The sequence below is a fragment of the Caulobacter sp. GW821-FHT12A07 genome, assembly GCF_058807655.1.
The window spans coordinates 545,774-568,228 of sequence record NZ_JBXAQX010000002.1; the positions used below are offsets into that span (position 1 = coordinate 545,774).

Annotated in this window: 25 protein-coding genes; 14 read left to right on the forward strand and 11 right to left on the reverse strand. The window is 69.0% G+C overall.

From position 1 onward, the window contains the following. Positions 1–87: 87 nt before the first annotated feature. Positions 88–1,275, reverse strand: a complete 1,188-nt coding sequence (locus AC1RRS_RS06295; RefSeq protein ID WP_487289965.1) for an acetyl-CoA C-acyltransferase — start codon at positions 1,273–1,275, stop codon at positions 88–90. Positions 1,276–1,467: 192 nt separating this feature from the next. Between AC1RRS_RS06295 and AC1RRS_RS06300 the strand changes: the two genes are divergently transcribed. The 11 genes from AC1RRS_RS06300 to sugE all read left to right on the forward strand — a co-directional run bounded on the left by AC1RRS_RS06300 (position 1,468) and on the right by sugE (position 9,999). Continuing rightward, positions 1,468–1,893, forward strand: a complete 426-nt coding sequence (locus AC1RRS_RS06300) for a hypothetical protein (RefSeq protein WP_492854373.1) — start codon at positions 1,468–1,470, stop codon at positions 1,891–1,893. Positions 1,894–2,334: 441 nt separating this feature from the next. Further along, positions 2,335–2,655, forward strand: coding sequence for a DUF8200 family protein (locus tag AC1RRS_RS06305; protein ID WP_492854374.1), 321 nt, complete (start codon positions 2,335–2,337; stop codon positions 2,653–2,655). Positions 2,656–2,775: 120 nt separating this feature from the next. Then, positions 2,776–3,012 (forward strand): hotdog family protein, encoded by a 237-nt coding sequence (locus AC1RRS_RS06310; RefSeq protein ID WP_110119144.1) that lies wholly within the window; start codon positions 2,776–2,778, stop codon positions 3,010–3,012. A 218-nt stretch (positions 3,013–3,230) separates the two neighbouring features. Further along, positions 3,231–3,785 (forward strand): F0F1 ATP synthase subunit delta, encoded by a 555-nt coding sequence (locus AC1RRS_RS06315; RefSeq protein ID WP_110119146.1) that lies wholly within the window; start codon positions 3,231–3,233, stop codon positions 3,783–3,785. Between the two features lie 62 nt (positions 3,786–3,847). Next, positions 3,848–5,380 (forward strand): F0F1 ATP synthase subunit alpha, encoded by a 1,533-nt coding sequence (atpA, locus tag AC1RRS_RS06320; protein WP_110133024.1) that lies wholly within the window; start codon positions 3,848–3,850, stop codon positions 5,378–5,380. A 35-nt stretch (positions 5,381–5,415) separates the two neighbouring features. Continuing rightward, positions 5,416–6,291, forward strand: a complete 876-nt coding sequence (locus AC1RRS_RS06325; RefSeq protein WP_110119150.1) for a F0F1 ATP synthase subunit gamma — start codon at positions 5,416–5,418, stop codon at positions 6,289–6,291. A 52-nt stretch (positions 6,292–6,343) separates the two neighbouring features. Then, on the forward strand, positions 6,344–7,972 hold the full coding sequence (gene atpD, locus AC1RRS_RS06330; RefSeq protein ID WP_492854375.1) for a F0F1 ATP synthase subunit beta: 1,629 nt from the start codon (positions 6,344–6,346) through the stop codon (positions 7,970–7,972). Continuing rightward, positions 7,972–8,223, forward strand: coding sequence for a hypothetical protein (locus tag AC1RRS_RS06335; protein ID WP_492854376.1), 252 nt, complete (start codon positions 7,972–7,974; stop codon positions 8,221–8,223). Before atpD ends, AC1RRS_RS06335 begins: the two co-directional genes overlap by 1 nt. Continuing rightward, positions 8,223–8,486, forward strand: a complete 264-nt coding sequence (locus AC1RRS_RS06340) for an ATP synthase F1 subunit epsilon (RefSeq protein WP_110119155.1) — start codon at positions 8,223–8,225, stop codon at positions 8,484–8,486. The genes AC1RRS_RS06335 and AC1RRS_RS06340 overlap by 1 nt, the downstream gene beginning before the upstream one ends. Positions 8,487–8,849: 363 nt before the next feature. Further along, positions 8,850–9,530: a hypothetical protein gene (locus tag AC1RRS_RS06345; protein ID WP_492854377.1), complete on the forward strand. Its 681-nt coding sequence runs from the start codon at positions 8,850–8,852 to the stop codon at positions 9,528–9,530. A gap of 148 nt (positions 9,531–9,678) precedes the next feature. Beyond that, positions 9,679–9,999, forward strand: a complete 321-nt coding sequence (sugE, locus tag AC1RRS_RS06350) for a quaternary ammonium compound efflux SMR transporter SugE (protein WP_492854378.1) — start codon at positions 9,679–9,681, stop codon at positions 9,997–9,999. A gap of 166 nt (positions 10,000–10,165) precedes the next feature. Here sugE and AC1RRS_RS06355 read toward each other — a convergent pair whose 3' ends face one another. The 4 genes from AC1RRS_RS06355 to AC1RRS_RS06370 are packed head-to-tail and all read right to left on the reverse strand — an operon-like array spanning position 10,166 to position 14,220. After that, positions 10,166–10,915 (reverse strand): alpha/beta hydrolase, encoded by a 750-nt coding sequence (locus AC1RRS_RS06355; protein ID WP_492854379.1) that lies wholly within the window; start codon positions 10,913–10,915, stop codon positions 10,166–10,168. A gap of 56 nt (positions 10,916–10,971) precedes the next feature. Further along, a complete protein-coding gene (locus AC1RRS_RS06360; RefSeq protein ID WP_492854380.1) occupies positions 10,972–12,501 on the reverse strand; it encodes an alpha/beta hydrolase in 1,530 nt (509 codons plus the stop codon). A gap of 49 nt (positions 12,502–12,550) precedes the next feature. Beyond that, a complete protein-coding gene (locus AC1RRS_RS06365) occupies positions 12,551–13,042 on the reverse strand; it encodes an RNA pyrophosphohydrolase (RefSeq protein ID WP_492854381.1) in 492 nt (163 codons plus the stop codon). Beyond that, positions 13,039–14,220: a divergent polysaccharide deacetylase family protein gene (locus tag AC1RRS_RS06370; protein ID WP_492854382.1), complete on the reverse strand. Its 1,182-nt coding sequence runs from the start codon at positions 14,218–14,220 to the stop codon at positions 13,039–13,041. Before AC1RRS_RS06370 ends, AC1RRS_RS06365 begins: the two co-directional genes overlap by 4 nt. A 208-nt stretch (positions 14,221–14,428) precedes the next feature. On the opposite strand from AC1RRS_RS06370, the gene AC1RRS_RS06375 reads away from it, so the two are divergent. Next, complete coding sequence (locus tag AC1RRS_RS06375) at positions 14,429–14,572, forward strand: hypothetical protein (RefSeq protein WP_492854383.1); 144 nt, start codon at positions 14,429–14,431, stop codon at positions 14,570–14,572. A 313-nt stretch (positions 14,573–14,885) separates the two neighbouring features. Here AC1RRS_RS06375 and AC1RRS_RS06380 read toward each other — a convergent pair whose 3' ends face one another. The 4 genes from AC1RRS_RS06380 to rsfS form a co-directional block, all read right to left on the reverse strand. Beyond that, on the reverse strand, positions 14,886–16,286 hold the full coding sequence (locus AC1RRS_RS06380; protein WP_487289942.1) for a S41 family peptidase: 1,401 nt from the start codon (positions 16,284–16,286) through the stop codon (positions 14,886–14,888). A 112-nt stretch (positions 16,287–16,398) separates the two neighbouring features. Then, positions 16,399–17,442 carry a murein hydrolase activator EnvC family protein gene (locus tag AC1RRS_RS06385; RefSeq protein ID WP_492854384.1) on the reverse strand — a complete coding sequence of 348 codons (1,044 nt, stop codon included), beginning with the start codon at positions 17,440–17,442 and terminating at the stop codon, positions 16,399–16,401. Positions 17,443–17,667: 225 nt separating this feature from the next. Further along, a complete protein-coding gene (gene rlmH, locus AC1RRS_RS06390) occupies positions 17,668–18,132 on the reverse strand; it encodes a 23S rRNA (pseudouridine(1915)-N(3))-methyltransferase RlmH (RefSeq protein ID WP_492854385.1) in 465 nt (154 codons plus the stop codon). Between the two features lie 67 nt (positions 18,133–18,199). After that, positions 18,200–18,637, reverse strand: a complete 438-nt coding sequence (gene rsfS, locus AC1RRS_RS06395) for a ribosome silencing factor (protein ID WP_199228392.1) — start codon at positions 18,635–18,637, stop codon at positions 18,200–18,202. Between the two features lie 124 nt (positions 18,638–18,761). On the opposite strand from rsfS, the gene AC1RRS_RS06400 reads away from it, so the two are divergent. After that, positions 18,762–19,451: a hypothetical protein gene (locus AC1RRS_RS06400; RefSeq protein ID WP_492854386.1), complete on the forward strand. Its 690-nt coding sequence runs from the start codon at positions 18,762–18,764 to the stop codon at positions 19,449–19,451. 13 nt (positions 19,452–19,464) lie between these two features. On the opposite strand, the gene AC1RRS_RS06405 is transcribed toward AC1RRS_RS06400, so the two are convergent. Both AC1RRS_RS06405 and AC1RRS_RS06410 read right to left on the reverse strand, forming a co-directional pair. Continuing rightward, positions 19,465–20,118, reverse strand: a complete 654-nt coding sequence (locus AC1RRS_RS06405; protein WP_492854387.1) for a nicotinate-nucleotide adenylyltransferase — start codon at positions 20,116–20,118, stop codon at positions 19,465–19,467. Continuing rightward, positions 20,084–21,358: a glutamate-5-semialdehyde dehydrogenase gene (locus tag AC1RRS_RS06410; RefSeq protein WP_492854388.1), complete on the reverse strand. Its 1,275-nt coding sequence runs from the start codon at positions 21,356–21,358 to the stop codon at positions 20,084–20,086. Before AC1RRS_RS06410 ends, AC1RRS_RS06405 begins: the two co-directional genes overlap by 35 nt. 171 nt (positions 21,359–21,529) lie before the next feature. Between AC1RRS_RS06410 and AC1RRS_RS06415 the strand changes: the two genes are divergently transcribed. Continuing rightward, positions 21,530–22,396 carry a hypothetical protein gene (locus AC1RRS_RS06415; protein WP_492854389.1) on the forward strand — a complete coding sequence of 289 codons (867 nt, stop codon included), beginning with the start codon at positions 21,530–21,532 and terminating at the stop codon, positions 22,394–22,396. Positions 22,397–22,455: the final 59 nt, after the last annotated feature.

A 22,455-nucleotide genomic window follows, 5' to 3' on the forward strand; every position in this document is an offset into this window, starting at 1 on the left:
CCCACCCCCCCCCCCCCCCCCCCCCCCCCCCCCCCCCCCCCCCCCCCCCCCCCCCCCCCCCCCCCCCCCCCCCCCCCGAGCCCGACCTCAGAAGATCTCGAACAGACCCGCCGCGCCCATCCCGCCGCCGATGCACATGGTCACCACGCCGAGCTTGGCCTTGCGGCGCTTGCCTTCCAGCAGCAGGTGGCCGGCGCAGCGGGCGCCCGTCATGCCGAAGGGGTGGCCGATGGCGATGGAGCCGCCGTTGACGTTGTACTTCTCCGGATCGATGCCCAGGCGGTCGCGGCTGTAGAGGCACTGGCTGGCGAAGGCCTCGTTCAGTTCCCACAGGTCGATGTCGTCGACCTTCAGGCCGTGGCGTTCCAGCAGGCGCGGCACGGCGAAGACCGGGCCGATGCCCATCTCGTCGGGTTCGCAGCCGGCGATGGCGAAGCCCTTGAACAGGCCCAGCGGCTCCAAATTGCGGCGGGCGGCCTCCTTGGCCTCCATCACCACCACGGCGGCGGCGCCGTCCGACAGCTGGCTGGCGTTGCCGGCGGTGACGAAGTTGCCGGGGCCCTTGACCGGCTCCAGCTTGGCCAGGCCCTCCAGGGTGGTCTCCGGACGATTGCACTCGTCCTTGCTGACCACGTAGTCGACCAGGCTCTCTTCCTTGGTCTCCTTGTTGACCACCTTCATCTTGGTGGCCATCGGCACGATCTCGTCGTCGAACAGGCCGGCGGCCTGGGCGGCGGCGATCCGCTGCTGGCTGCGCAGCGAATATTCGTCCTGGTACTCGCGGCTGACGTTGTAGCGCTTGGCCACGATGTCGGCGGTGTCGATCATCGCCATCCACAGCGCGGGCTTCTCACGCATCAGCTTTTCTTCGGTGATGTGGAAGCGGTTCATGTGGCCGCCGGCGTTGACCAGCGAGATCGACTCCACGCCGCCGCCGATCGCCGCCGGGGCGCCGTCGTTGCGGACGTAGTTGGCCGCGGTGGCGATGGCCTGCAGGCCCGACGAGCAGAAGCGGTTGACGGTCTGGCCCGAGGTGGTGACCGGCAGGCCGGCCCAGATGGCGGCGTTGCGGGCCACGTTCATGCCGGTGGCGCCTTCGGGACCGCCGCAGCCCAGCACCACGTCCTCGATTTCCGGACCGTCGAGGCCGGCGCGGCTGACGGCGTGCTGGATGGCGTGGCCGGCCATGGCCGCGCCGTGGGTGTTGTTGAAGCCGCCGCGGACGGACTTGGCCAGACCGGTCCGAGCGTAAGAGACGATGACCGCTTCGCGCATGGCGCTTCTTCCCTGTTTAAACGTTAGTTTGAATTGCCTGCACCGTAGGCCGGAAATTTCGGTTGGGAAAGATCACGCGTGCGTAAGCCGGAAAGGCCGACCGGAACGCCCAATTACGGGCCCCGATCGCGACGTCCTGCCGCGGCGGGCTCTTAACCGGACTTTGAGAAAGGAGGGTCTTAGTTTCCTTCCATGATCCTGCTGGTCGCCTTCGCGTTCCTGGGAGCCCTGCTCGGGCTCTTCTGGCGCCCCCGCTTCGTGGGGGTGGTGATCGCGGTCGTGCTGGCCGGCGTGGTGCAGGGCGTGGCGGCCTGGTCGCTGCAGATCCTGTCGCACCAGGTCAATCGCGAGCACCTGCTGCTGCAGATGCACGCCGTGTTCGGCGAGACCCTGATCGACTTCGCCGGCCCCGTGGCCGCCGCCGCCGTCGGGGCGGTGTTCGCCGCCCTGCTGGGCGGTCTGACCGACGCCCGCCGCCCGCCGGTGCTGGTCACCGCCGACGGCCTGCGCCGCAAGGCCGGCAAGGACGGCCGCTACGCCCGCATGGAGGGCATGGTCGAGCAGCGCGAGATCCACGCCCGGGCCGAAAGCCGGATCGACTCGATCCTCGGGCTCTGAAGTTTCGGCCTCGCGGCCGCCAAACCCCAACTTCCCGTCATTCCCGCCCTTGTGGCGGGAAACCCTGGTTCCGCTCGCAAGGGCGTCGCCAGCGGCGTGCTGAGCACGCCGCCCCATCCGCACCTGCCGCCGACAGAGGGGTTCCCGCCACAAGGGCGGGAATGACGGGAGGAGAGGGGGGCGAACCGGGCGACCAGCACCCGGAAACCTCCGTTTCGATAAAATATGCGCACGCGAACAAAAACGCGCTTGCGCTATTTCTGAACGCTGATATCTAAGCAGTGCTTAGTTCGGTTGCGCGGCGTCGGTGGGGATACCGACGCCAGTCTTTCGCCAGAGAAGTCTGGGCAAGAGACGTGTCCCTCGCATCCCGACGGCCAGTACAGCTTACGCGCCGATCATCGATCTTTCCATCATCCCCGAAGCTGGAGGGCTTTTCCCATGAAGCTCCGCGCCCTGGCGGCTGTCGCCGCCCTGTCCGTTTGCGCGCTCGCCGCCGCCCCCGCCCTGGCCGACGGCCGCCTGGCGGTCACTCTCGAAAAACCCGTCTCCGCCAAGACCAAGATCGTCGCCGGCGGCGCGGTCTTCGTCTGCGAAGACGCCGCCTGCGTCGCCGCCTCGGCGCCGTCGCGGGCCCTCAGCGTCGCCTCGTGCAAGGCGCTGGTGAAAGAAGCCGGCCGCGTCTCGGCCTTTGGCGGCGACGCCAAGGCCCTGGCCGCCGACGAACTGGAGCGCTGCAACGCTTCGGCCAAGGCCGCCTGAGGCCTCTCCAACACCGGAGGCTCGTCGCCTCCGGCTGTTTTCCTCGATCATCGCCTGATAGGGCGGCGGGCTTGTTCCGCCGCCTTTTTCTTTCGTCCGTCCGGGAGTTAAGTGTCGCCCATGACCCAGTCGATCGCCGCCCTGCTGGAAGACGCCTTGAAGGAAGCCGCCGGTTCCGACGCCGCGCCGGTGTCGCTGACCGTCGATTACGGCCAGGGACAAGGCGGCGACCTGGCCCTGCGCGGCTGGATCGAACGGGCCACTCGCAGTCTGGTGTTCGCCCAGGCCGAGGCCCGTACGCCGGGCGGCGCCCTGGCCGGCTCAGCCTCCGGCGTCTTCCGCCGCGTCAACGTCTGACGGATAAACGGCTTTTTTCCGAAACTTGGCCGAACGCGATCGTCTCGGCTTGGTTGCGACTGCGAACACCCCGTGTTATCAGGCGCCGGGCTTCGGGAAGGGCAGCGTGAATGCGCGGGCCGCCCGTGCGCTTTTCTCAAGCGCGATCAAGTCTTTAAGCCGGGAAGAGGGGGCAGCTTCTCTTCCGCGGCGATTGCAACGCACACCGGGCGGAACAAGTGGCGGAAGAAACCAAGGCGACGGATGCGGGTCAGCGTTATGCGCAGTCCCTGTTCGAACTGACGATCGAAGGCGGCAACCTGGCGAAGGTCGAGCGCGACCTGAAGGACCTCAAGGGTCTGATCGCCGACAGCGCCGACCTGCGCCGTCTGATCGACTCGCCCGCGTTCTCGGCCGAGGACAAGGCCAAGGGCCTGACCGCCGTCGCCGTGAAGGCCGGTTTCGACATCCTGACCGCCAAGTTCCTGGGCCTGATCGCCTCCAACGGCCGCGCCATCGAGCTGGTCGGCGCGATCAACGCCTTCGTCGCCCTGTCGGCCAAGCACCGCGGCGTGGTCGCCGCCGAGGTCATCTCGGCCGCCCCGCTGACCGCCGCCCAGCTGAAGGCCGTCACCGCCGGCGTCTCCGAGGCGCTCGGCAAGACCCCCGAAATCTCGACCCGCGTCGACCCGTCCATCCTGGGCGGCGTCAAGGTGCGCGTCGGTTCCCGTCTGTTCGACGCTTCGCTCCGTTCGAAGCTCGATTCCCTGAAATTCGCCCTCAAGCGCGCCTAAGCGTATAACCGCGCAAAAAACGTACGTACGCAGAGAGCCCTAAGAAAGAGCCCGACCCAGCCATGGACATCCGCGCCGCCGAAATTTCGGCCATCCTCAAGTCGCAGATCGCCAACTTCGGCGAGGAAGCCGCCGTCTCGGACATCGGCCAAGTTCTGTCGGTCGGCGACGGCATCGCCCGCATCTACGGTCTGGACAACGTCCAGGCCGGCGAGATGGTCGAATTCCCGAAGGCCGGCGTGAAGGGCATGGCCCTGAACCTCGAGCGCGACAATGTCGGCGCCGTGATCTTCGGCGCTGACGCCGAGATCAAGGAAGGCGACGAAGTTCGCCGCCTCGGCGAAATCGTCGACGTGCCGGTCGGCAAGGGCCTGCTGGGCCGCGTCGTCAACCCGCTGGGCGAGCCGATCGACGGCAAGGGCCCGATCCAATACACCGAGCGTCGCCGCGTCGACGTGAAGGCCCCGGGCATCATCCCGCGCAAGTCGGTGCACGAGCCCGTGCAGACCGGCCTGAAGTCGATCGACACCCTGATCCCGGTCGGCCGCGGCCAGCGCGAGCTGATCATCGGCGACCGTCAGACCGGCAAGACCGCCGTCGCCATCGACACCATCCTGAACCAGAAGGCCGCCAACGCCGGCAAGGACGAGAGCGCCAAGCTCTACTGCGTCTACGTCGCCATCGGCCAGAAGCGTTCGACCGTCGCCCAGATCGTCAAGACCCTGGAAGAGCACGGCGCCCTGGAATACACCATCGTCGTCGTGGCCTCGGCCTCGGAGCCGGCCCCGCTGCAGTACCTGGCCCCGTTCGCCGGCTGCGCCATGGGCGAGTGGTTCCGCGACAACGGCCTGCACGGCCTGATCATCTATGACGATCTGTCCAAGCAAGCCGTCGCCTACCGCCAGATGTCGCTGCTGCTGCGCCGCCCGCCGGGCCGCGAAGCCTATCCGGGCGACGTGTTCTACCTGCACTCCCGCCTGCTGGAACGCGCCGCCAAGCTGAACGAAGACAACGGTTCGGGCTCGCTGACGGCTCTGCCGATCATCGAAACCCAGGCCAACGACGTGTCGGCCTACATCCCGACCAACGTGATCTCGATCACCGACGGCCAGATCTTCCTGGAAACCGACCTGTTCTACCAGGGCATCCGCCCGGCCGTGAACGTCGGCATCTCGGTGTCGCGCGTCGGTTCGTCGGCCCAGATCAAGGCCATGAAGCAAGTCGCCGGTCCGATTAAGGGCGAACTCGCCCAGTATCGCGAAATGGCCGCCTTCGCGAAGTTCGGCTCGGACCTGGACGCCTCGACCCAGAAGATGCTGGCCCGCGGCGAGCGCCTGACCGAGCTGCTGAAGCAGCCGCAATACGCGCCGCTGTCGGTCGAAGAGCAGGTCTGCGTGATCTACGCCGGCACCCGCGGCTATCTCGACAAGATCCCGACCTCGTCGGTGCGTCGCTTCGAGACCGAGTTCCTGGCCCGCCTGCACAGCGCCCACCAGGACCTGCTGACCGGCATCGCCACCAAGAAGGCCCTCGACAAGGACCTGGAAGCGTCGCTGAAGAGCGCGCTCGACAGCTTCTCGTCGACCTTCGCCTAAGCCCCCTCGGAACCGCTCGGAGAGAGTAGCGCCGAATGGCCAGCTTGAAGGAAATGCGCAATCGGATCTCGAGCGTCAAAGCGACGCAAAAGATCACGAAGGCGATGCAGATGGTGGCGGCTGCCAAGCTGCGCCGGAGCCAGGACGCGGCTGAAGCCGCCCGTCCGTACGCCCGGCGTCTGGCCAGCGTCATCGCCAACCTCGCGACCGGCGTGTCGGGCGACGGCGCTCCGGCGCTGCTGGCCGGCACCGGCCGCGACGACCGTCACCTGGTGGTGGTGGCCGCGGCGGACCGTGGTCTCGCCGGCGGCTTCACCTCGTCGATCGTGCGCGCCTCCCGCGCCCACATCGACGGGCTGATCGCCCAGGGCAAGGACGTGAAGATCGTCTGCGTCGGCAAGAAGGTGACCGCCCAGCTGCGTCGCCTCTACGCCGGTCGCATCGTCGAGAACTTCGACCTGTCGGCCTACCGTCAGCTGACGCTGTCGGTGGCCCAGCCGATCGCCGACGTCGTCACCAAGCTTTACGAAGCCGGCGACATCGACGTGGTCACCCTGTTCTACAGCCGCTTCAAGTCGGTGGTGCAGCAGATCCCGACCGCGCTGCAGCTGATCCCGGCCGTGGTCGAGGGCGGTGAAGTCGCGTCCGGTCCGGCCGCCGTCTACGAGTACGAGCCCTCGGAAGAGGCCATTCTCGAGACCCTGCTGCCGCGCAACCTGACGGTCCAGATCCTGTCGGCGCTGCTCGACAACATGGCCGGCTTTTACGCCAGCCAGATGACGGCCATGGACAACGCCACGCGGAACGCGGGCGACATGATCAAGCGCTACACCCTCGAGTACAACCGTTCCCGCCAGGCCCAGATCACCAAGGAGCTGATCGAGATCATCTCCGGCGCCGAAGCCGTCTGATCTAGCCTAACGCCAAAAACGCACGCAGAGACGCACGAAAGACCCGCACGCCATGGCCAAGACCCCTGCTAAGGCTCCCGCCGCCGCCGCTGAAAAGCCGGCCGCCGCCAAGAAGCCCGCCGCCCCGAAGGCCGCCGCCGCCGCTCCGGCCGCTGCTGCCGCCGCTCCCAAGGCTCCGGCCGCCAAGAAGCCGGCTGCTCCCAAGGCCGCCGCCGCTCCGAAGGTCGCCGCGCCCGTCGCCGGCGAAGCCACCGGTCGTCTGGTCCAGATCATCGGCGCCGTCGTCGACATCGAGTTCACCGGCCCGCTGCCGGCGATCCTGAACGCCGTCGAGACCACCAACACCGCCACCGGCCAGCGCCTGGTGTTCGAAGTCGCCCAGCACCTGGGCCAGAACACCGTCCGCGCCATCGCCATGGACGCCACCGAAGGTCTCGTCCGCGGCCAGCCCGTGCGCGACACCGGCGAAGCCATCCGCGTGCCGGTCGGTCCGGGCACCCTGGGCCGCATCATGAACGTCATCGGCGAGCCGATCGACGAGCAGGGCCCGATCCAGTCGGACATCACCCGCACGATCCACCGCGACGCCCCGACCTTCGCCGAGCAGACCAACACCGCTGAAGTGCTGGTCACGGGCATCAAGGTCATCGACCTGATGTGCCCCTACACCAAGGGCGGCAAGATCGGCCTGTTCGGCGGCGCCGGCGTCGGCAAGACCGTGACGATGCAGGAACTGATCAACAACATCGCCAAGGCTTACGGCGGTTACTCGGTTCTGGCCGGCGTGGGCGAACGCACCCGCGAAGGCAACGACCTCTATCACGAGATGATCGAGTCGAACGTCAACGTCGACCCGAAGGCCAACAACGGCTCGACCGAAGGCTCGCGCTGCGCCCTGGTCTACGGCCAGATGAACGAACCCCCGGGCGCCCGCGCCCGCGTCGCCCTGACCGGCCTGTCGATCGCGGAATACTTCCGTGACGAAGAAGGCAAGGACGTGCTGCTGTTCGTCGACAACATCTTCCGCTTCACCCAAGCCGGCGCCGAAGTGTCGGCTCTGCTGGGCCGCATCCCCTCGGCCGTGGGCTATCAGCCCACCCTGGCCACCGAGATGGGCAACCTGCAGGAGCGCATCACCTCGACCAACAAGGGTTCGATCACCTCGGTCCAGGCCATCTACGTTCCCGCCGACGACCTGACCGACCCGGCCCCGGCCGCTTCGTTCGCCCACTTGGACGCCACCACCGTTCTGTCGCGCGACATCGCCGCCCAGGCCATCTTCCCGGCCGTCGATCCGCTGGACTCGACCTCGCGGATCATGGACCCGCTGGTCATCGGCGAAGAGCACTACACCGTGGCTCGCCGCGTCCAGGAAGTCCTGCAGCAGTACAAGGCGCTGAAGGACATCATCGCCATCCTGGGCATGGACGAACTGTCGGAAGAGGACAAGCTGACGGTCGCTCGCGCCCGCAAGATCAGCCGCTTCCTGTCGCAGCCGTTCCACGTGGCCGAGCAGTTCACCAACACGCCGGGCGCCTTCGTTCAGCTGAAGGACACGATCCGCTCGTTCAAGGGCATCGTGGACGGTGAATACGACCACCTGCCGGAAGGCGCCTTCTACATGGTCGGCCCGATCGAAGAAGCCGTGGCCAAGGCCGAGAAGATGGCGGCGGACGCCTGATGACCGAAGAAGACGGCGATCTCGGCCACTTCTGCTGCGATGAGCTGGAGGACGCGGTGTCTTCGGACGCCGAGGCCTCCCTCATCGAGCACGACAGCGGCCTGATCCTGTTGAACCTGGGTCAACGGGAAGCCGATGGTGAGACGGGCACGGTCCTGACCACCATCCGCTTCTGTCCGTTCTGCGGCACCGAGATCCAGACCGACGAAGACATCGAAGCGGCCCTGGGCGCCGTGGAGACCTACGACTGATGGCCAAGCTGCACTTCTCCCTCGTCGCGCCCGAGCGCGAACTGTTCTCCGCCGACGTCGACCAGGTCGACGCGCCGGGCACGGAAGGCGACTTCGGCGTCCTGCCGAACCACGCGCCGTTCATGACGACGCTGCGCGAGGGCCGGGTGACGGTGCGCGACGGCGCGACCGTCAAGCTGTTCGACATCCAGGGCGGCTTCGCCGACGTGGGTCCGGACGGCTTCACGATCCTGGCCGAACACGCGGTGGAAGTGGCCGCCTAAGGGTCGCTTCTTTCCGAGCACTTCGAAAGCGCCTCCATCCGCAAGGGTGGGGGCGTTTTTCGTTTGTCCCTCTCGCCTTGCGGGAGAGGGTGGCCTCGCGGAGCGAGGTCGGGTGAGGGGTCTCTCAGACCTCAAAGCCGCGTACAGCGGTCAGGTTGGATGAAGCGTCTCATGTTTGAGAGACCCCTCATCCGTCGGTCTTCGACCGCCACCTTCTCCCGCAGGGGGAGAAGGAAGAGGGCGCCGACTATAAAAATTACGATTGTGACCCTATCGACGCCGCAATCCGTCACCATAAGGGTTGCGAGGGAACGCTTGTCGGTTTTAATGCCGACCTCCAAGTCTCTAGGGGATATCCAGACTATGCGCCTTGCGCTCGCCAGCTTGATCGCCCTCGGCGTCGTCTCGACCGCCGTTGCCCAGGAGCAACCCGCTCCCGCCGCCGCCCCGGCCCAAGCTCCTGCTGAAGCCCCGGCCGCCGCGCCCGCCGATCAGGCCGCGCCCGTGGTTCCGGCTCCGGCCGCCGGCACGCCCGAAGCCGCCGCCGCCGCGGTCGCTCCGGAGCCCGTGCGTCCGCCGCCGCCGACCGACCCGGTCTCGGTGCGGATCCTCAGCGTCCTCGACACTATCTGCAAGCCGGCCGTGGTCGGCGGCGACTTCAACGCCCTGGCCAAGGCCGCGGGCTTCAAGAAGAAGCGCGACCTGTGGACCCTGGACCTGGGCAAGCCCTACCAGATCGTCCTCGACAACCCGGGTTCGAACAAGAACGTCTGCACCCTGAACGTCCAGCACGCTCAAGGCCCCGAGCAGGCCCAGGCCCTGGCCACCGCCCTGCACGACTGGGCCAGCTGGGAAAACAGCCCGCAGCTGCGCCTGATCCGTAACGACCAGCTGGTCACCGACGTCAAGCGCCTGACCGTGACCTGGGACAACAACGCCGCCGGCGGCAAGGCCGGCCTCGTCTATGTCCGCGTCAAGAAGCTGGACGACAGCTCGGTCGGCAAGAACTACGAGCAGGCCCAGATCCTCTACACCTCGCAGTGAGGTGATCGGAGGGCTTGCCCTCCGGGATCCAGAAGCTATCTAGGCAAGGCGCGGGGACGACCCCGCGCCTTTGCTTTTTTCCGGGGACGACCCCGCTTCTCGCGACGCCGAGGCCACGGGCCGGGCGCGCGATCAACGGGAGCAGGTCATGGCCTGGATCATCCTCTTCATCGCCGGTCTTTTCGAAATCGGCTGGGCCGTCGGCCTGAAATACACCGAGGGCTTCACCCGCCCGATCCCCACCATCCTGACCGCCGTCAGCCTCGTCGCCTCGATGGGCCTGCTGGGCTGGGCCGTGAAGAGCCTGCCGCTGGGCACCGCCTACGCGGTGTGGACCGGCGTCGGCGCCGTCGGCACGGCCATCGTCGGCATCCTGGTCTTCAAGGAGCCGGCCACGGCGGCGCGGCTGGTCTGCCTGGCGCTGATCGTCTCGGGGATCCTGGGGCTGAAGGTTTTTTCCAGCCACTGATCCCTCTCCCCTTGCGGGAGAGGGTGGCCTCCGAAGGAGGTCGGGTGAGGGGTTGCACGTACAGAAACGCCGCGGCAGCCGATCAGCTGTCGCGGCGTTTGATGTTTGAGAGACCCCTCATCCGTCGGCTTCGCCGACACCTTCTCCCGCAAGGGGAGAAGGAGCCTTAAGCCGCCGCCCGGTCTTCGGCGGCGATGAAGTCCAGGCACGCTTGCGCCACGTCTTCCCAGCCAGGTTCCCCCGGCAGCCAGTGGCTCATCTCCGGGAACTCGCGGAACACCCCGCCCAGGCGGGCGGCGGTTTGGCGGACGGTGGCGGGCGGGTGGACGACGTCCTGGCCGCCGGCGATGGCCAGCACCGGGGCCTTCACCGCGCCGGGGCTGGTGGTCATGAACGGGTCGAGCCACCAGTTCAGCGTCTCCCACAGCGCCCGGCCGCTCTCCGACGTCATGCGGGCGTAGAGGGCGCGGCGGGTCTCGCGGGGCAGGCGGTCGAGGCTGTAGCGGCGCACCACGCCGTAGTCCGGCGCGATGGCCTGCAGCCAATAGGGACCCAGCGAATAGAGGCTGACGGCCGAGACCGCCTCCTCCAGGCTCGCCCCGTGCACGCCCCAGGGCGGCGAGGGGGCCAGCAGGATCAGGCGATCGACCGGGGCCCGGCCGGCGGCCAGCTGGGCCACCAGGCCGCCCATGGAGTGGCCGATCAGGATCGGCGGCGTCTCGCACGAGCGGATCAGGCGCACGACGGCGCGGGCGTAGTCGCTCATCGACAGGCCGACGGTCGACTCGCCGGGCGCGCGGCCGGGCAGGTCGGGCGTCAGCACCTGATGACCAGCGGCCTCGAACGGCGCGCGAAACACATCGAACGTCCAGCCGCCGCAGAAGGCGCCGTGGACCATGATCACCGGAGCCTTCACGCCCGCCTCTTAGGTCAACCCCGCCCGTGTGACTGATACGAGCGTTTCAATGGAGCCTACACGCTCTTCTTGCCGCGTGGCGAAGTTTTGGCGGGCGTCGTTGTCGCAGCAGTCTTGGTTGCGGCGGCTTTCGGGGTCGCCTTGGGCTTGGCTTCGGCCTTGGTGGTCGGCGCGGCCTTGGGAGCGGCCTTCGCGGCGGGCGCGCTCTTGGCCTTCGGCGCGGCCTTGGCCGGCGTCGGCGCGGGGGCTGCCTTGGCGGTGGGAGCAGGCTTGGCCTTGGCGGCGGGCTTCGTGGCCGCCGGCTTGGCCGGTTCCGCGGGAGGCGTTGCGGCCTTGGCGGGCGCCTTGGGCTTGGCGACCTTGGCGGCGGGGGCGGCCTTGGCTTCGGTCTTGGGCTTGGGCGCCGACTTGGCCGGGGCCTTCGCCACGGGTGCCGGTTCGACCGGCGCGGGCGGCGGCGTCTTCGGCTTGGCGGTCTTGGCCGGCGCGGCCTTCGGCTTGGCCTCGGTCTTGGCGGGAGCGGGCGCGACTTCGGCCTTTGGGGCGACAGGCTTCGGCGCGGGGGCCGCCTTGGGCTTGGCCGGCGCCTTTGCGGCGGGCTTCACGACCGGTTCGGCGACGACGGCCTTGGCCTTGCTGGGGGTCTTGGTCTTGGCTGGGGCCTTGGCGGGAGCCTTGGGCTTGGCGGCCGGAGCAGGGGCGGGCGCCGCAGCCTCGGCCTTGGGTTCGGGAGCCGGCGTCGGAGCAGTCGCCGGTTCGGCCTTCGGCTCGACCTTGGCCTTGCTCGGCGGCGGGGCGGAGGCCGGGCCCAGGCCCTTTTCAGAGAGCCAGGCCTTGGCCGCGTCGTACAGGGCCGTGCTGCCCGGCTCGTCGATCAGCCAGTGGGCGTGGTCGGGATATTCGCGATAGTCGGCGCCGGCGTACTTGCGGCCGACCAGCCGCACGTCCTCGACCGGCGTGGTGCGGTCGCGGGCCCCGGCCAGCACCAGCACCGGCACGGTCACCTTGGCGGCGTCGACATGGGCGGTGCGCGAGGGATCGCGGTCGGGATAGGCCAGGTCCTGCAGCACCCGGCCGGAGTCGTACACCGCCGTGGCGTAGAGCGCGTCGTGGCGGGCGGCGGGCACGGCGTTGACCACGCCGAACTTGAAGCCCGTCTTCCACATCTTCACCGGCTTGGGCGGTCCGCCCTGGCTGAGCACGGCGTTGAGGAAGGTGATCAGCGGAGAAAGCTTCGGCTTGCCGCGCGCGTCGGCCGGCGAGGCGGGGGCGAACAGCACGATGCCCGAGGTCAGGCCGCTCTCGGCCAGCTTCTGGGCGATCAGCCCGCCCATCGAGTGGCCGAAGACGATCGGCTTGATCCCGTCGCGGGCGGCGGTCACCGCCGCCAGGGCGCTGAGCTCGGCGACGTAGTCGGCCAGGCTAAGCCCGCCCAGCTCCGCCGAGGGCGAGGCCGGTACGCGCAGTTTCGGACGGATGGTCGGCGTCTCGACCGCGTAGCCGGCCTTGCGAAACGCCTCGGCCGCCGGCGACCAGCCGTCGCCGGTCATGCCGTAGCCGTGGATCATCAGGATGGTTCTGGTCACGCCCGCGCCTCCAATCCCCAAGGGAGGATCGGCGCGCGAGCCTTGGGTGTCAGGCGACGCGCGCGAACCCCGAGAAAGCGACGACCATCTGTTCGTAGACGCCGCGTTTGAAGGGTACGATCAGTTCGGGCGTTTCGTCGAGAGCGCCCCAGCGCCAGGCGTCGAACTCGACATCGCCGTGGGCGGTCAGATCGATCTCGGATTCCGGTCCGGTGAAGCGGAAGGCGAACCACACCTGCTTCTGGCCCAGGTACCCGCGCGCGCGTTTCGTGCCCAGGAAGTCGGCCGGATAGTCGTAGGTCAGCCAGCCCTCGGTGCGGCCCAGCAGCGCTGCGGAGGTGACGCCGGTCTCCTCGTGCAGCTCGCGGCGCGCGGCGGCTTCCAGGTCTTCGCCTTCGTCGACGCCGCCCTGCGGCAGCTGCCAGTTGTAGGGCGGCTCCTGCTTGTGGCGCATGCCCAGCCAGACGCGGCCGTCGGTCGGGTGGAAGAGGGCGACGCCCACATTGGGGCGGTACTGGGAGAGGTCTTGCTTGGCGCTCATCGCCTGGCGATAGCCGAAGCCGGGGCCAGTTGCACGCCCCGTGCGTTCAGCCCGCCAGCCCAGTTGCGCACCTGGCTGATGGTGACGGGATAGGCGAAGCCCACGCCCAGGGCCGCGCCGCGCGCGCCGGCGCCGGCTTCCAGGGCCCGCAGCTGGCCTTCGATGGCCTCGCCGGACAGATCATCGTCGATGCCGCGCTCGGCCGAGGCGCGCGGGATCGGGCCGCCGCGACGGGCGGCCGCGCCGTCGTCGACGAAGGCCAGGCCCCGGGCCTTGAGCGAGGCCATGAAGGTGGCCATGGCCGGGTCGGAGGCCAGGAACTTCGAGCCCAGATAGTTGGTCAGGCCGAAATAGCCGGTGGCGCGCGACATCAGCCATTCCAGCTTGCGCACGGTCTCGTCGGGCCGGTTGGCGGCGATCAGGGTGTAGGGGCCGGGATCGTTGGCCGGATAGTCGTTGGGCTCCATCGGCGTCTCGAGCAGCACCTCGTGGCCGTGCGAGCGGGCCAGGTCGATCCAGCCCTGCAGGCCCTCGGAGTAGGGCGCGAACGACAGGGTGATCTCGGGCGGCAGGGTCTCGATGGCGGCGCGGGTGGTCTGGGCGTTGAGGCCGAGACCGCCGATCACCAGGGCCACACGCGGGCGGCCGTCGGGCGTGAACGGGCGGGCATAGGCCTCGGCGACCGTGCGGCCGTCGGGGCCGATCACCGGCAGCGGGCCGCCGCCGGGGCCGGGAACCGACAGGCCGGGCAGCGGGGCCTGGACCAGGGCGCCGCCGGACGGAACGGGCGGGGCGGCAAGATCGACGGCTTCGCTTTCGGCTTCCGGCGCGGCCGTGTGGCGGGCGAAGGGGTGGTCGGACAGGTCCATCGCGCCAGGCAGCAGCGGGGCTTCCTCGGCGCCTTCCGGGGCCAGGGCCTCGCGCCAGCCTTCGGGCGGGTTGGTGGTGGCGCCGATCTTGGTCAGTTCCAGGCGCAGCACGGGCGCGCCGGCCTTGGGATCGCCGGTGATCATCACCAGCACGGCCAGGCTCAGCAGAAACAGGAAGGCCGCGGCGCTGGCGCCGATATAGGGATTGCCGGCGGCCGCCAGCAGGCGCGCGCGCAGGTCGCCGCCGCCCGCGTCAACGGCGGGCGCGGCGGCGGTGTAGGCGGGCTTGCGGGAGAACACGGCGGCCATGGACGAGCCTTACGAGGCAAGCTTCCAAGATATGGTTAACGCTGTTTGGCGAAAGCTGCGGCGAAATCGACAGGGCGTGGGCGCCGTTTTTTCCGGCGTGGAAGGTGAAGGAATGACCGTCTGGCGGTGTGATCGCCCGTGACAGCTTTACGACGCTTTCCGCCGGCCGATCCTCGGGCGCAAGCTTCGGATCAGGAGGCCTCGTCCGATGAGCATGACCGAGATCGCCCGCTTCTCCACCACCGCGGCCCCCGAGGCCCGCGCCGTCTGCCTCGCCGCCGTGCTGCGCGCGGGCGCGGGACTGGCCCTGGGCCTGGCCGTGGTGCTGATCGCGGCGCTGGGGATGAGGTAGCGCGGTTTCCTTCTCCCCTTGCGGGAGAAGGTGGCGGCGAAGCCGACGGATGAGGGGTCTCTCAGATGTGAGACGCCCCACCCGGCCTGACCGCCGCAAGCGGTGTTGAGATCTGAGAGACCCCTCACCCGACCTGCTTCGCAGGCCACCCTCTCCCGCAAGGGGAGAGGGGCCCGGGGTGTCCATGGGGGAAGGGGCGCGGCTGAGAACGCCCCCGACGGCCTTTGGCAGCCTCCGCCACGGGCAAGGACCCAAAGAAAAAGCCGCCCATCTTTCGACGGGCGGCTCATCATTCGAACGTTCTAAAACGTCCTTACTTCTTCTCGACCGGGGGCTTGCCGGGCGTGGCCGCCGCGGCGGCGGCCTTGGCGGTGACCTCGGCGATCTTCGGCTGCGGCTTGGGCAGCTTGACCACGGCTTCGACCGAGCCGGCCTTGAGCACGGCGACGGCGCGTTCCAGCTGGAAGTCGCCCTTCTTCTCGTCGAAGCCGGCGGGGGGCGCCTCGGCCGGGGTGTGGACGCCCTTGCGGGCCTTGCCCTCGTCGGCGTTCAGCGCGTTCTTGAAGCTGGCCTCGCTGAACCACACGCGGTTGGCGATGTCCTGGGCCTGGTCCTTGGTCTGGGCCACTTCCAGGTCGGGCTCGATGCCGGTCTTCTGGATCGAGCGGCCCGACGGGGTGAAGTAGCGCGCCGTGGTCAGCTTCAGCGCGCCGTCGGCGCCGCCGCGCAGCGGGATCACGGTCTGGACCGAACCCTTGCCGAAGCTGGTGATGCCGACGAGTTCGGCGCGATGACGATCCTGCAGGGCGCCGGCGACGATTTCGGCGGCCGAGGCCGAGCCCTGGTTGATCAGCACCACCATCGGCATGCCGTTGAGGATGTCGCCCGGGGTGGCGTTCAGGCGCTGGATGTCGCGCGGATTGCGGCCGCGCTGGCTGACGATCTCGCCGCCCTGGAGGAACAGGTCGGCCACGCCGCGCGCCTGGTCGAGCAGGCCGCCCGGATTGTTGCGCAGGTCGAAGACCAGGCCCTTCATCTGCGGGTTCTTGGTCTTCAGGTCGGTGATGGCGGCCGACAGGGCGTCGGTGGACTTCTCGTTGAAGCCGGGCAGGCGCACATAGCCGTAGTCGCCTTCCATGCGGGCGATGGCGGCCTTGGGCTTGATGACCTCGCGCACCAGCTTGACGTCGAACGGGTCGGTCTTCTCGCGGGCGATGGTGATGGTCACCGTCTCGCCGGCCGGGCCGCGCATCTGCTTGACGGCCTCGTTGACCGTCAGGCCCAGCACCGACTGGCCGTTGACGGCCGTGATGTAGTCGCCGGCGTGGATCCCGGCGCGGTCGGCGGGCGTGCCGTCCATCGGCGAGATCACCTTGACCACGCCGTCCTCGCTGGTGACCTCGATGCCGAGGCCGCCGTATTCGCCGCGGGTGGTGTCCTGCATGTCCTCGAAGCTGTCGGGCGACAGGTAGCCCGAGTGCGGGTCGAGGCTGGTCAGCATGCCGTCGAGGGCCGCCTCGATCAGCTTCTTGTCGTCGACCTCGGTGACGTACTGGTCCTCGACCGTGGCGAGCACGTCGCCGAACAGTTCGAGCAGCTTGTAGGTCTTGGCCTTCTGCGAGGGGATGGTCGCTTGGGCGATGGGGCTGACATAGGCCATCGTCCCCGCGCCGAGGATGAAGGCCGAAACACCGATGAGCAGGTACTTGCGCATAAGGCCTAGAAGGCTCCCTTGCGGCGGTGACGCCGCGTTACTGGTCCGGCCGTGTCCATCCCCGACGCGGCCGTGCGTCATGATGAACGCCCATCATTGCTGAAAAAGTCGTCTACCGCGACTCCTGCTTGAGCCAGCGTCCCGGGTCGGCCGGAACGCCGTTCTCGCGCACTTCAAGATAGAGCTCCGGCTCCAAAGGTCCACGGTCCGTCATGCTGCCCAGCTCCGCGCCGGCTGCGACCGATTGTCCGGGGGCGACCTTTACGTCCGCCATGCCGGCCATGACCAGGTGATAGGCGCCTTGGGTGCGGACGATGACCACCATGTCCCAACCGTTCAGCGGACCGGCGTATTCGACGGTGCCGGCCGCGGGGCTGCCGACGGCCTGGCCCTTGGCCGTGCGGATCGACAGGCCCTCGGACTTGCCGCCGACGGGCAGGGCCTCGCCGAAGCGGCGGATGACGTCGCCCGGGGCCGGGGCGCGCAGGGCCAGGGGGCCGGTGCTGGCGGTCGTCAGGCCGTCGGTCAGGGCGCCCAGGGTGCGGCGCTCCTGGTCGGCGGCGATCGCGTCCTGGGCGTAGGCGCGCTCCAGCTCGGTCTTCTCGACGATCATCCGCTCCAGCTCGCCCCGGCGGTCGGCCACGGCGCTTTCGGCGGTGAACAGCTGCTCGGAGGCGGCGGCGGCTTCGCGGCGCAGGGCGCCGACGGCGCGGGCCTGGCGGGCGTAGGCGTCGGCCCGCGCCTGCAGCTCGGGCGTCATGGCGCGGATCAGGATCGCCGCGCGCACGGCGTCGCGGGCGTCGCCGGGATTGACCAGCAGGGCCGGCGGCGGGTTGCGGCGGAAGAGCTGCAGGGCGCTGAGCAGCCGGGCCAGCTGGCCCCGGTCGCGGCCCATCTCGCCGATCAGCGCCGACTCCCGACGGTGCAGGACCTCCAGCCGCTGGCGCTTGATGTCGACATCGGCGCCGGCCGAGACCTGCTGCTGGTTCAGTCGGGTCAGCTCGGCCCGCAGGTCCTCGATCTCGCGGCGGGTGTCGGCGGCCTGCTGCAGGTCGCGCGTGCGCTGGTCGCCGACCTGCTGCGCGACGACGGCCCCGGCTCCGGCGAGGAGCAGGGCGCAGGCGCTGGCGGCGGCGATCGCGAGGCGGCGGGGCATTGGGTCCCTATCTGCCTGAGGGCGCGGCGGTTTCAAAGGCCTTGCCCCACCAACCTCCCGTCATTCCCGCCCTTGTGGCGGGAACCCCTGGTTCCGCTCGCACGTGAAGTACAAGCGGCGTGCTGAGCACGCCGCCCCATTCGCCCTTGCGGCTGACAGAGGGTTTCCCGCCACAAGGGCGGGAATGACGGGAGAAAAAAAGCGCGGTCGAGGTGACCGGCCGTCTCAATCTCGGTGATACGGCGAGCCCGACAGGATGGTGACGGCGCGGTAGATCTGTTCGGCCAGCATGGCGCGGGCCAGGGCGTGGGGCCAGGTCTGGGGGCCGAAGGCCAGGAGTTCGTTGGCCCCGGCTAGGATCGACGGGTCCAGACCGTCGGCGCCGCCGATCAGGAAGACGATCCGGCGCTGGCCGTCGTCGCGCAGCCGCTCCAGGCGCCCTGCGAAGGCGCGCGAGGTGTGGACCTTGCCGTGCTCGTCGCAGGCGACGACATAGGCGCCTTCGAGGTGGGGGCGCAGAACCTCGGCCTCGGCGGCCTTGCCGGGCTTGCGGGCTTCGACCTCGAGGATCTCGACCGGACCCAGCGCCAGGGCGCGGCCCGAGGCGGTGGCGCGGGACGCATAGTCCAGCGCCAGTTGCGCCTCGACCATGCGGCCGAGCTTCCCGACGGTGAGGATGGTGATCTTCATGGGGGAGAGGGCATGGCGAGGCCCCGCCCCGAGCGCTGCTCAGGGGCGAGGCCCGCCTTGCGAGAGATCAGTTCGAAGCCGCCGGCATCCGGTGCGGGGCGTCGACGGCCCAGATCTTCTCGATGTTGTAGAAGCTGCGCACTTCGGGACGGAACAGGTGAACGACGACGTCGCCGGCGTCGATCAGCACCCAGTCGCAGTGCGGCAGGCCTTCGACCCGGGCCTTGCCCAGGCCGTGGTCCTTCAGCGCGCGCAGCACGTGATCGGCCAGCGCGCCGACGTGACGGTGCGAGCGGCCGGAAGCCACGATCAGGCTGTCGGCCACGGAGCTCTTGTCCGTGAGGTCGATGTGGACGATGTCCTGGGCCTTGTCGTCGTCGAGGCGCGAGAGGATCAGCGTCTCGAGCGCCTTGATGTTCAGGTCCGTACTGAGCGTCGGATTTTCAGTCGAGGATTCGGCTCCAGCCGGTCCCTCGTGCGCCGTCGGCGCGGGGTCGCTACGCAGCGGAATGCTCCTTATTGGCTTCGCGCAAAGCCTCCCTTAGCACGGAAAGACTCGAAACGTGAGGGGGATCGTGGTCGCAGGGCGGCGGCGGGCTATATTGCGGCGGTTGGAGGAGGGGTGAATCGTGCGTGGAGGCGGGTTTTCGAGCTGGGCGGCGGGGCTGCTGCTGATCGCGTCGTCGCCGGTCGCGGCCCTGGCGGGCGAGAACGGACTGACGCTGAAAGAGGTCCGCGATCTGCCGTCGGCCGAGCTTGTCGCTCGCGTGCTGGCCCAGGCCGTGGGCGCGGATCCCTCCGTCCATATCGAGGACGGGACGCCCGAAGCCTACGCCCTGCGGAAGATCAACGTGCGGATGGCGCCGCGCCCGATCGCCGACCGCGTTTGCCGCCAGCAGACCCTGACGATCCTTTTCGAGCCCGTGGCCGCCGATGGAGCCGTCCGTCGCGTCGATCCGCCCAGCGTCGCCGACCGGCTGTCGGTGGCCGACGGCTATCTGCTTGTCGCCCCGGGCGGTCGTGACTGCGCGGGGGCCGGCTGGCCGCCGTTCAAGGCGTCGTCCGACGCGGTGGCGAGCCTCGGCGTGAAGCGGCTGGCGGATCTGCTGGCCGCGCCCGGCCGCTGGCGGTTCAGCTGCGCGCATCCCGGCTGCGACATCGCCCAGGTGCGGCTGGAGGACCTGAGAAGCGTCCATGGCTCGGAAGGCGGTTCGCTGACGCTGAACGGCGAGATGGCCGGACGGACGGGATGGACGCTTTCGATCGCGTCCGACGGCGACGTCGCCACCCTGTGGACAGGGCCGATCGCGCCGCACTAGGGCGTGATCCAGCCTAACCCTTGGGCGGCCGCGCCCTAAGCGCCGTCGACGAGGCGAAGTTCAGCGGGCCGGTGAGGTAGACCCAGGCCGGCGTGTCGGCGTCGGCGATCGTGGACGCGGCGCTGGCCGGGCGGCGGGCGAAGGCGAAGCGGCGGGCGGCCGGCGAGGTGCGGGCCTTCAGCGCCGCCCACGGCCGCGAGACCACGGCCACGGGCACCGAGCGCATGATCTGGGTCCAGCCGCGCCAGCGGTGGAAGGTGGCCAGGCTGTCGGCGCCCATCACCCAGACGAACTTCACGCCGGGATAGCGGGCCTTCAGCACCCGCAGGGTGTCGATGGTGTACTGCGAGCCGAGGCGCGTCTCGGCGTCGGAGACGATCATGCCCGAGCCGCGCGCCCACTTGCGGGCCTGGGCCATGCGCTCGGGCAGGGGGCGGGTCTCGTGCGAGGACTTCAGCGGGTTCTGCGGCGAGACGAGCCAGATCACCCGGTCCAGGCCCAGGCGATGCATGGCGGTCTCGGCCACGTGGGCGTGGCCCTCGTGCGCCGGGTTGAAGCTGCCGCCGAACAGCCCGACGCGCATCCCGGCCTCCAGGTGGAAGCCGAGGCGCTGGGCGCTGGGACGACCGGCCTCAGGGACGAGTCTGGCCGGTCCCGCGAACCACATACTTGAACGTCGTCAGTTGCTCGGCCCCAACCGGGCCGCGGGCGTGAAGCTTGTCGGTGGCGATGCCGATCTCGGCCCCGAAGCCGAACTCGCCGCCGTCGGCGAACTGGGTCGAGGCGTTGACCAGCACGATGGCGCTGTCGACCTTGGCGACGAAGGCCTCGGCGGCGTTCGCGTCCTCGGTGACGATGGCGTCGGTGTGGCCCGAGCCGTAGGTGGCGATGTGCTCGGCCGCGCCCTCGACCCCGTCGACCACCGCCACGGCGATGATCGGGGCGAGGTATTCGGTGGTCCAGTCCTCGACGCTGGCGGCCTTGAGGTCGGGCTCGATGGCGCGCGAGGCGGCGTCGCCGCGGATCTCGCAGCCGGCCTTGATCAGCACGTCGGCGATCGGCGGCAGCAGCCTGGCGGCGGCCGCGCGGTCGATCAGCAGGGTCTCGGCCGAGCCGCACACCGAGACGCGGCGCATCTTGGCGTTCAGCACGATGTCGGCGGCCTTCTTCAGGTCGGCGGCGGCGTGCACGAAGACGTGGTTGAGGCCTTCCAGGTGGCCCAGCACCGGGGCGCGGGCCTCGGCCTGGACGCGGGCGACCAGGCTCTTGCCGCCGCGCGGGATGATCAGGTCGATCGACCGGTCCAGGCCCGAGAGGATGGCGCCGACGGCGGCGCGGTCGGTGGTCCGCACCATCTGCACGACCTGGGCCGGCAGGCCGGCGGCCTCCAGCCCCTTCAGCACCGCGCCGTGGATGGCGAGGTTGGACTCGAAGCACTCCGAGCCGCCGCGCAGGATCACGGCGTTGCCCGAGCGCAGGGTCAGGGCCGCGGCGTCGGCCGTCACGTTCGGACGGCTCTCGTAGATCATGGCGATGACGCCGATCGGCGTGCGCACGCGGGCGATGTCCAGGCCGTTGGGCCGGGTCCAGCGCGAGGTCTCCACGCCCAGGGGGTCGGGGATGGCGGCCACGGCCTCGACGCCAGCGGCCACGCCTTCGAGGCGGGCCTCGTTCAGCATCAGCCGCTCGATCATCGGCGCGGTCAGACCGTTCTTGCCGGCCTTCTCCAGGTCGCGGGCGTTGGCGGCCAGGATGGCGGGGGCGTCGGCGCGGATGGCGGCGGCGATGGCGGTCAGGGCGGCGGTGCGCTGGGCTGGCGTGGCGAGGCGCAGCGCGCGCGCGCCCTCGCGAGCCGCCTGGCCCATCGCTCTCATCGTCGCCTGCAGGCCACCGGCCGCGTCGTCCATGGCTCGTCCGTCCCCGGATATGCTCAGAGTGAGCCTTACCTAGGCGCTTTGGGCCTCGGGGGGAATGGCAAAAGGGTATGCGCGCTTTCAGCGGACCTATTGGGAGGTGAATGGACTCGGCGAGCGATCACCTTCTAAGTTGATGGCTGCATCTCAAAAGGGGGGAGGCAAATGAAGAAGGTGATGGCTGCCGCCGCGATCGTTGCGGCGCTACAAATGGGCGTGGGTACAGCTTCGGCTGCGCCAGTCCCTGTGCTGGATGCCGGCACGCGATTATTTCTGACCCTAGATGAGGGCGTCTCCAGTGCACGGGGAGGCGGCGATGTCGGCACGGTCGTTGGTTGTCGCGTGTGGCGCGATGTCGAGAGCCGTGGCGTCATTTTCATTAAAGGCGGCACCCCGGCGACCTGCCGCGTGGACAAGGTTAAGCGCCGCAACATGGGAGGTACGCAGGGCAACATCTCGATCGGAGGCGTGGAGACCCGTTCGGTTGACGGGCAGATCGTCATGCTTTCGGGCGGCTACCATAAGGAAGGTTCGGGCCATAAGGCCGTCGTTTGGACTGTTGGTCTGTTACTGCTTTGGCCGGTGTTGTTCGTGCCGGGAGGTAATGCCGAGTTGCCGCCGGGCACCGTGTTCGACGTCGCTACCGTGAACGCCCTGCGGCTCGAGGTTGCGCCTGTTTCCAACCAGCGTGTCGTTGATTTGTCGGGCTTGGCGGGCGGTTTCGATGCGGAGTTCATGCTGGACGACTTCTTGGATCAGCCCAAGCACGACACCTTCAAGATCAAGATCTCGCTTGAAGGGGCGTTGCCCTCCAAATTCGTTATCGACAACGTCAACGGAAAGAGTGTCGAACCTCTCACTCTGGCTGTGAGTGATATTCAGTCCAAGGAAGGTCGAACCTCGGCGATCGCTGCAATCGGCGCGAAGGCGTTGGCGAAACACTTCGTTCGGGGGATCAATCGCTTTGAGGTGGCCTATGACGATGGCGGTGTGCGGAAAGCGGCCGAGGTGGTCATGGATGTGCAGATGTAGGCGAGGCTAGCGCTGCGCGGCTCGCTCCATCTAGGTTTGCTTTCTTCTGTGAGGAGGAA

What these genes read in the sequence shown, in the direction of transcription:
- AC1RRS_RS06295 (WP_487289965.1), bottom strand. Translation starts at nt 1,275, where the DNA reads ATGCGCGAAGCGGTCATCGTCTCTTACGCTCGGACCGGTCTGGCCAAG.
- AC1RRS_RS06300 (WP_492854373.1), top strand. Translation starts at nt 1,468, where the DNA reads ATGATCCTGCTGGTCGCCTTCGCGTTCCTGGGAGCCCTGCTCGGGCTC.
- AC1RRS_RS06305 (WP_492854374.1), top strand. Translation starts at nt 2,335, where the DNA reads ATGAAGCTCCGCGCCCTGGCGGCTGTCGCCGCCCTGTCCGTTTGCGCG.
- AC1RRS_RS06310 (WP_110119144.1), top strand. Translation starts at nt 2,776, where the DNA reads ATGACCCAGTCGATCGCCGCCCTGCTGGAAGACGCCTTGAAGGAAGCC.
- atpA (WP_110133024.1), top strand. Translation starts at nt 3,848, where the DNA reads ATGGACATCCGCGCCGCCGAAATTTCGGCCATCCTCAAGTCGCAGATC.
- AC1RRS_RS06325 (WP_110119150.1), top strand. Translation starts at nt 5,416, where the DNA reads ATGGCCAGCTTGAAGGAAATGCGCAATCGGATCTCGAGCGTCAAAGCG.
- atpD (WP_492854375.1), top strand. Translation starts at nt 6,344, where the DNA reads ATGGCCAAGACCCCTGCTAAGGCTCCCGCCGCCGCCGCTGAAAAGCCG.
- AC1RRS_RS06335 (WP_492854376.1), top strand. Translation starts at nt 7,972, where the DNA reads ATGACCGAAGAAGACGGCGATCTCGGCCACTTCTGCTGCGATGAGCTG.
- AC1RRS_RS06340 (WP_110119155.1), top strand. Translation starts at nt 8,223, where the DNA reads ATGGCCAAGCTGCACTTCTCCCTCGTCGCGCCCGAGCGCGAACTGTTC.
- AC1RRS_RS06345 (WP_492854377.1), top strand. Translation starts at nt 8,850, where the DNA reads ATGCGCCTTGCGCTCGCCAGCTTGATCGCCCTCGGCGTCGTCTCGACC.
- sugE (WP_492854378.1), top strand. Translation starts at nt 9,679, where the DNA reads ATGGCCTGGATCATCCTCTTCATCGCCGGTCTTTTCGAAATCGGCTGG.
- AC1RRS_RS06365 (WP_492854381.1), bottom strand. Translation starts at nt 13,042, where the DNA reads ATGAGCGCCAAGCAAGACCTCTCCCAGTACCGCCCCAATGTGGGCGTC.
- AC1RRS_RS06370 (WP_492854382.1), bottom strand. Translation starts at nt 14,220, where the DNA reads ATGGCCGCCGTGTTCTCCCGCAAGCCCGCCTACACCGCCGCCGCGCCC.
- AC1RRS_RS06375 (WP_492854383.1), top strand. Translation starts at nt 14,429, where the DNA reads ATGAGCATGACCGAGATCGCCCGCTTCTCCACCACCGCGGCCCCCGAG.
- AC1RRS_RS06380 (WP_487289942.1), bottom strand. Translation starts at nt 16,286, where the DNA reads ATGCGCAAGTACCTGCTCATCGGTGTTTCGGCCTTCATCCTCGGCGCG.
- AC1RRS_RS06385 (WP_492854384.1), bottom strand. Translation starts at nt 17,442, where the DNA reads ATGCCCCGCCGCCTCGCGATCGCCGCCGCCAGCGCCTGCGCCCTGCTC.
- rlmH (WP_492854385.1), bottom strand. Translation starts at nt 18,132, where the DNA reads ATGAAGATCACCATCCTCACCGTCGGGAAGCTCGGCCGCATGGTCGAG.
- AC1RRS_RS06405 (WP_492854387.1), bottom strand. Translation starts at nt 20,118, where the DNA reads ATGTGGTTCGCGGGACCGGCCAGACTCGTCCCTGAGGCCGGTCGTCCC.
- AC1RRS_RS06410 (WP_492854388.1), bottom strand. Translation starts at nt 21,358, where the DNA reads ATGGACGACGCGGCCGGTGGCCTGCAGGCGACGATGAGAGCGATGGGC.
- AC1RRS_RS06415 (WP_492854389.1), top strand. Translation starts at nt 21,530, where the DNA reads ATGAAGAAGGTGATGGCTGCCGCCGCGATCGTTGCGGCGCTACAAATG.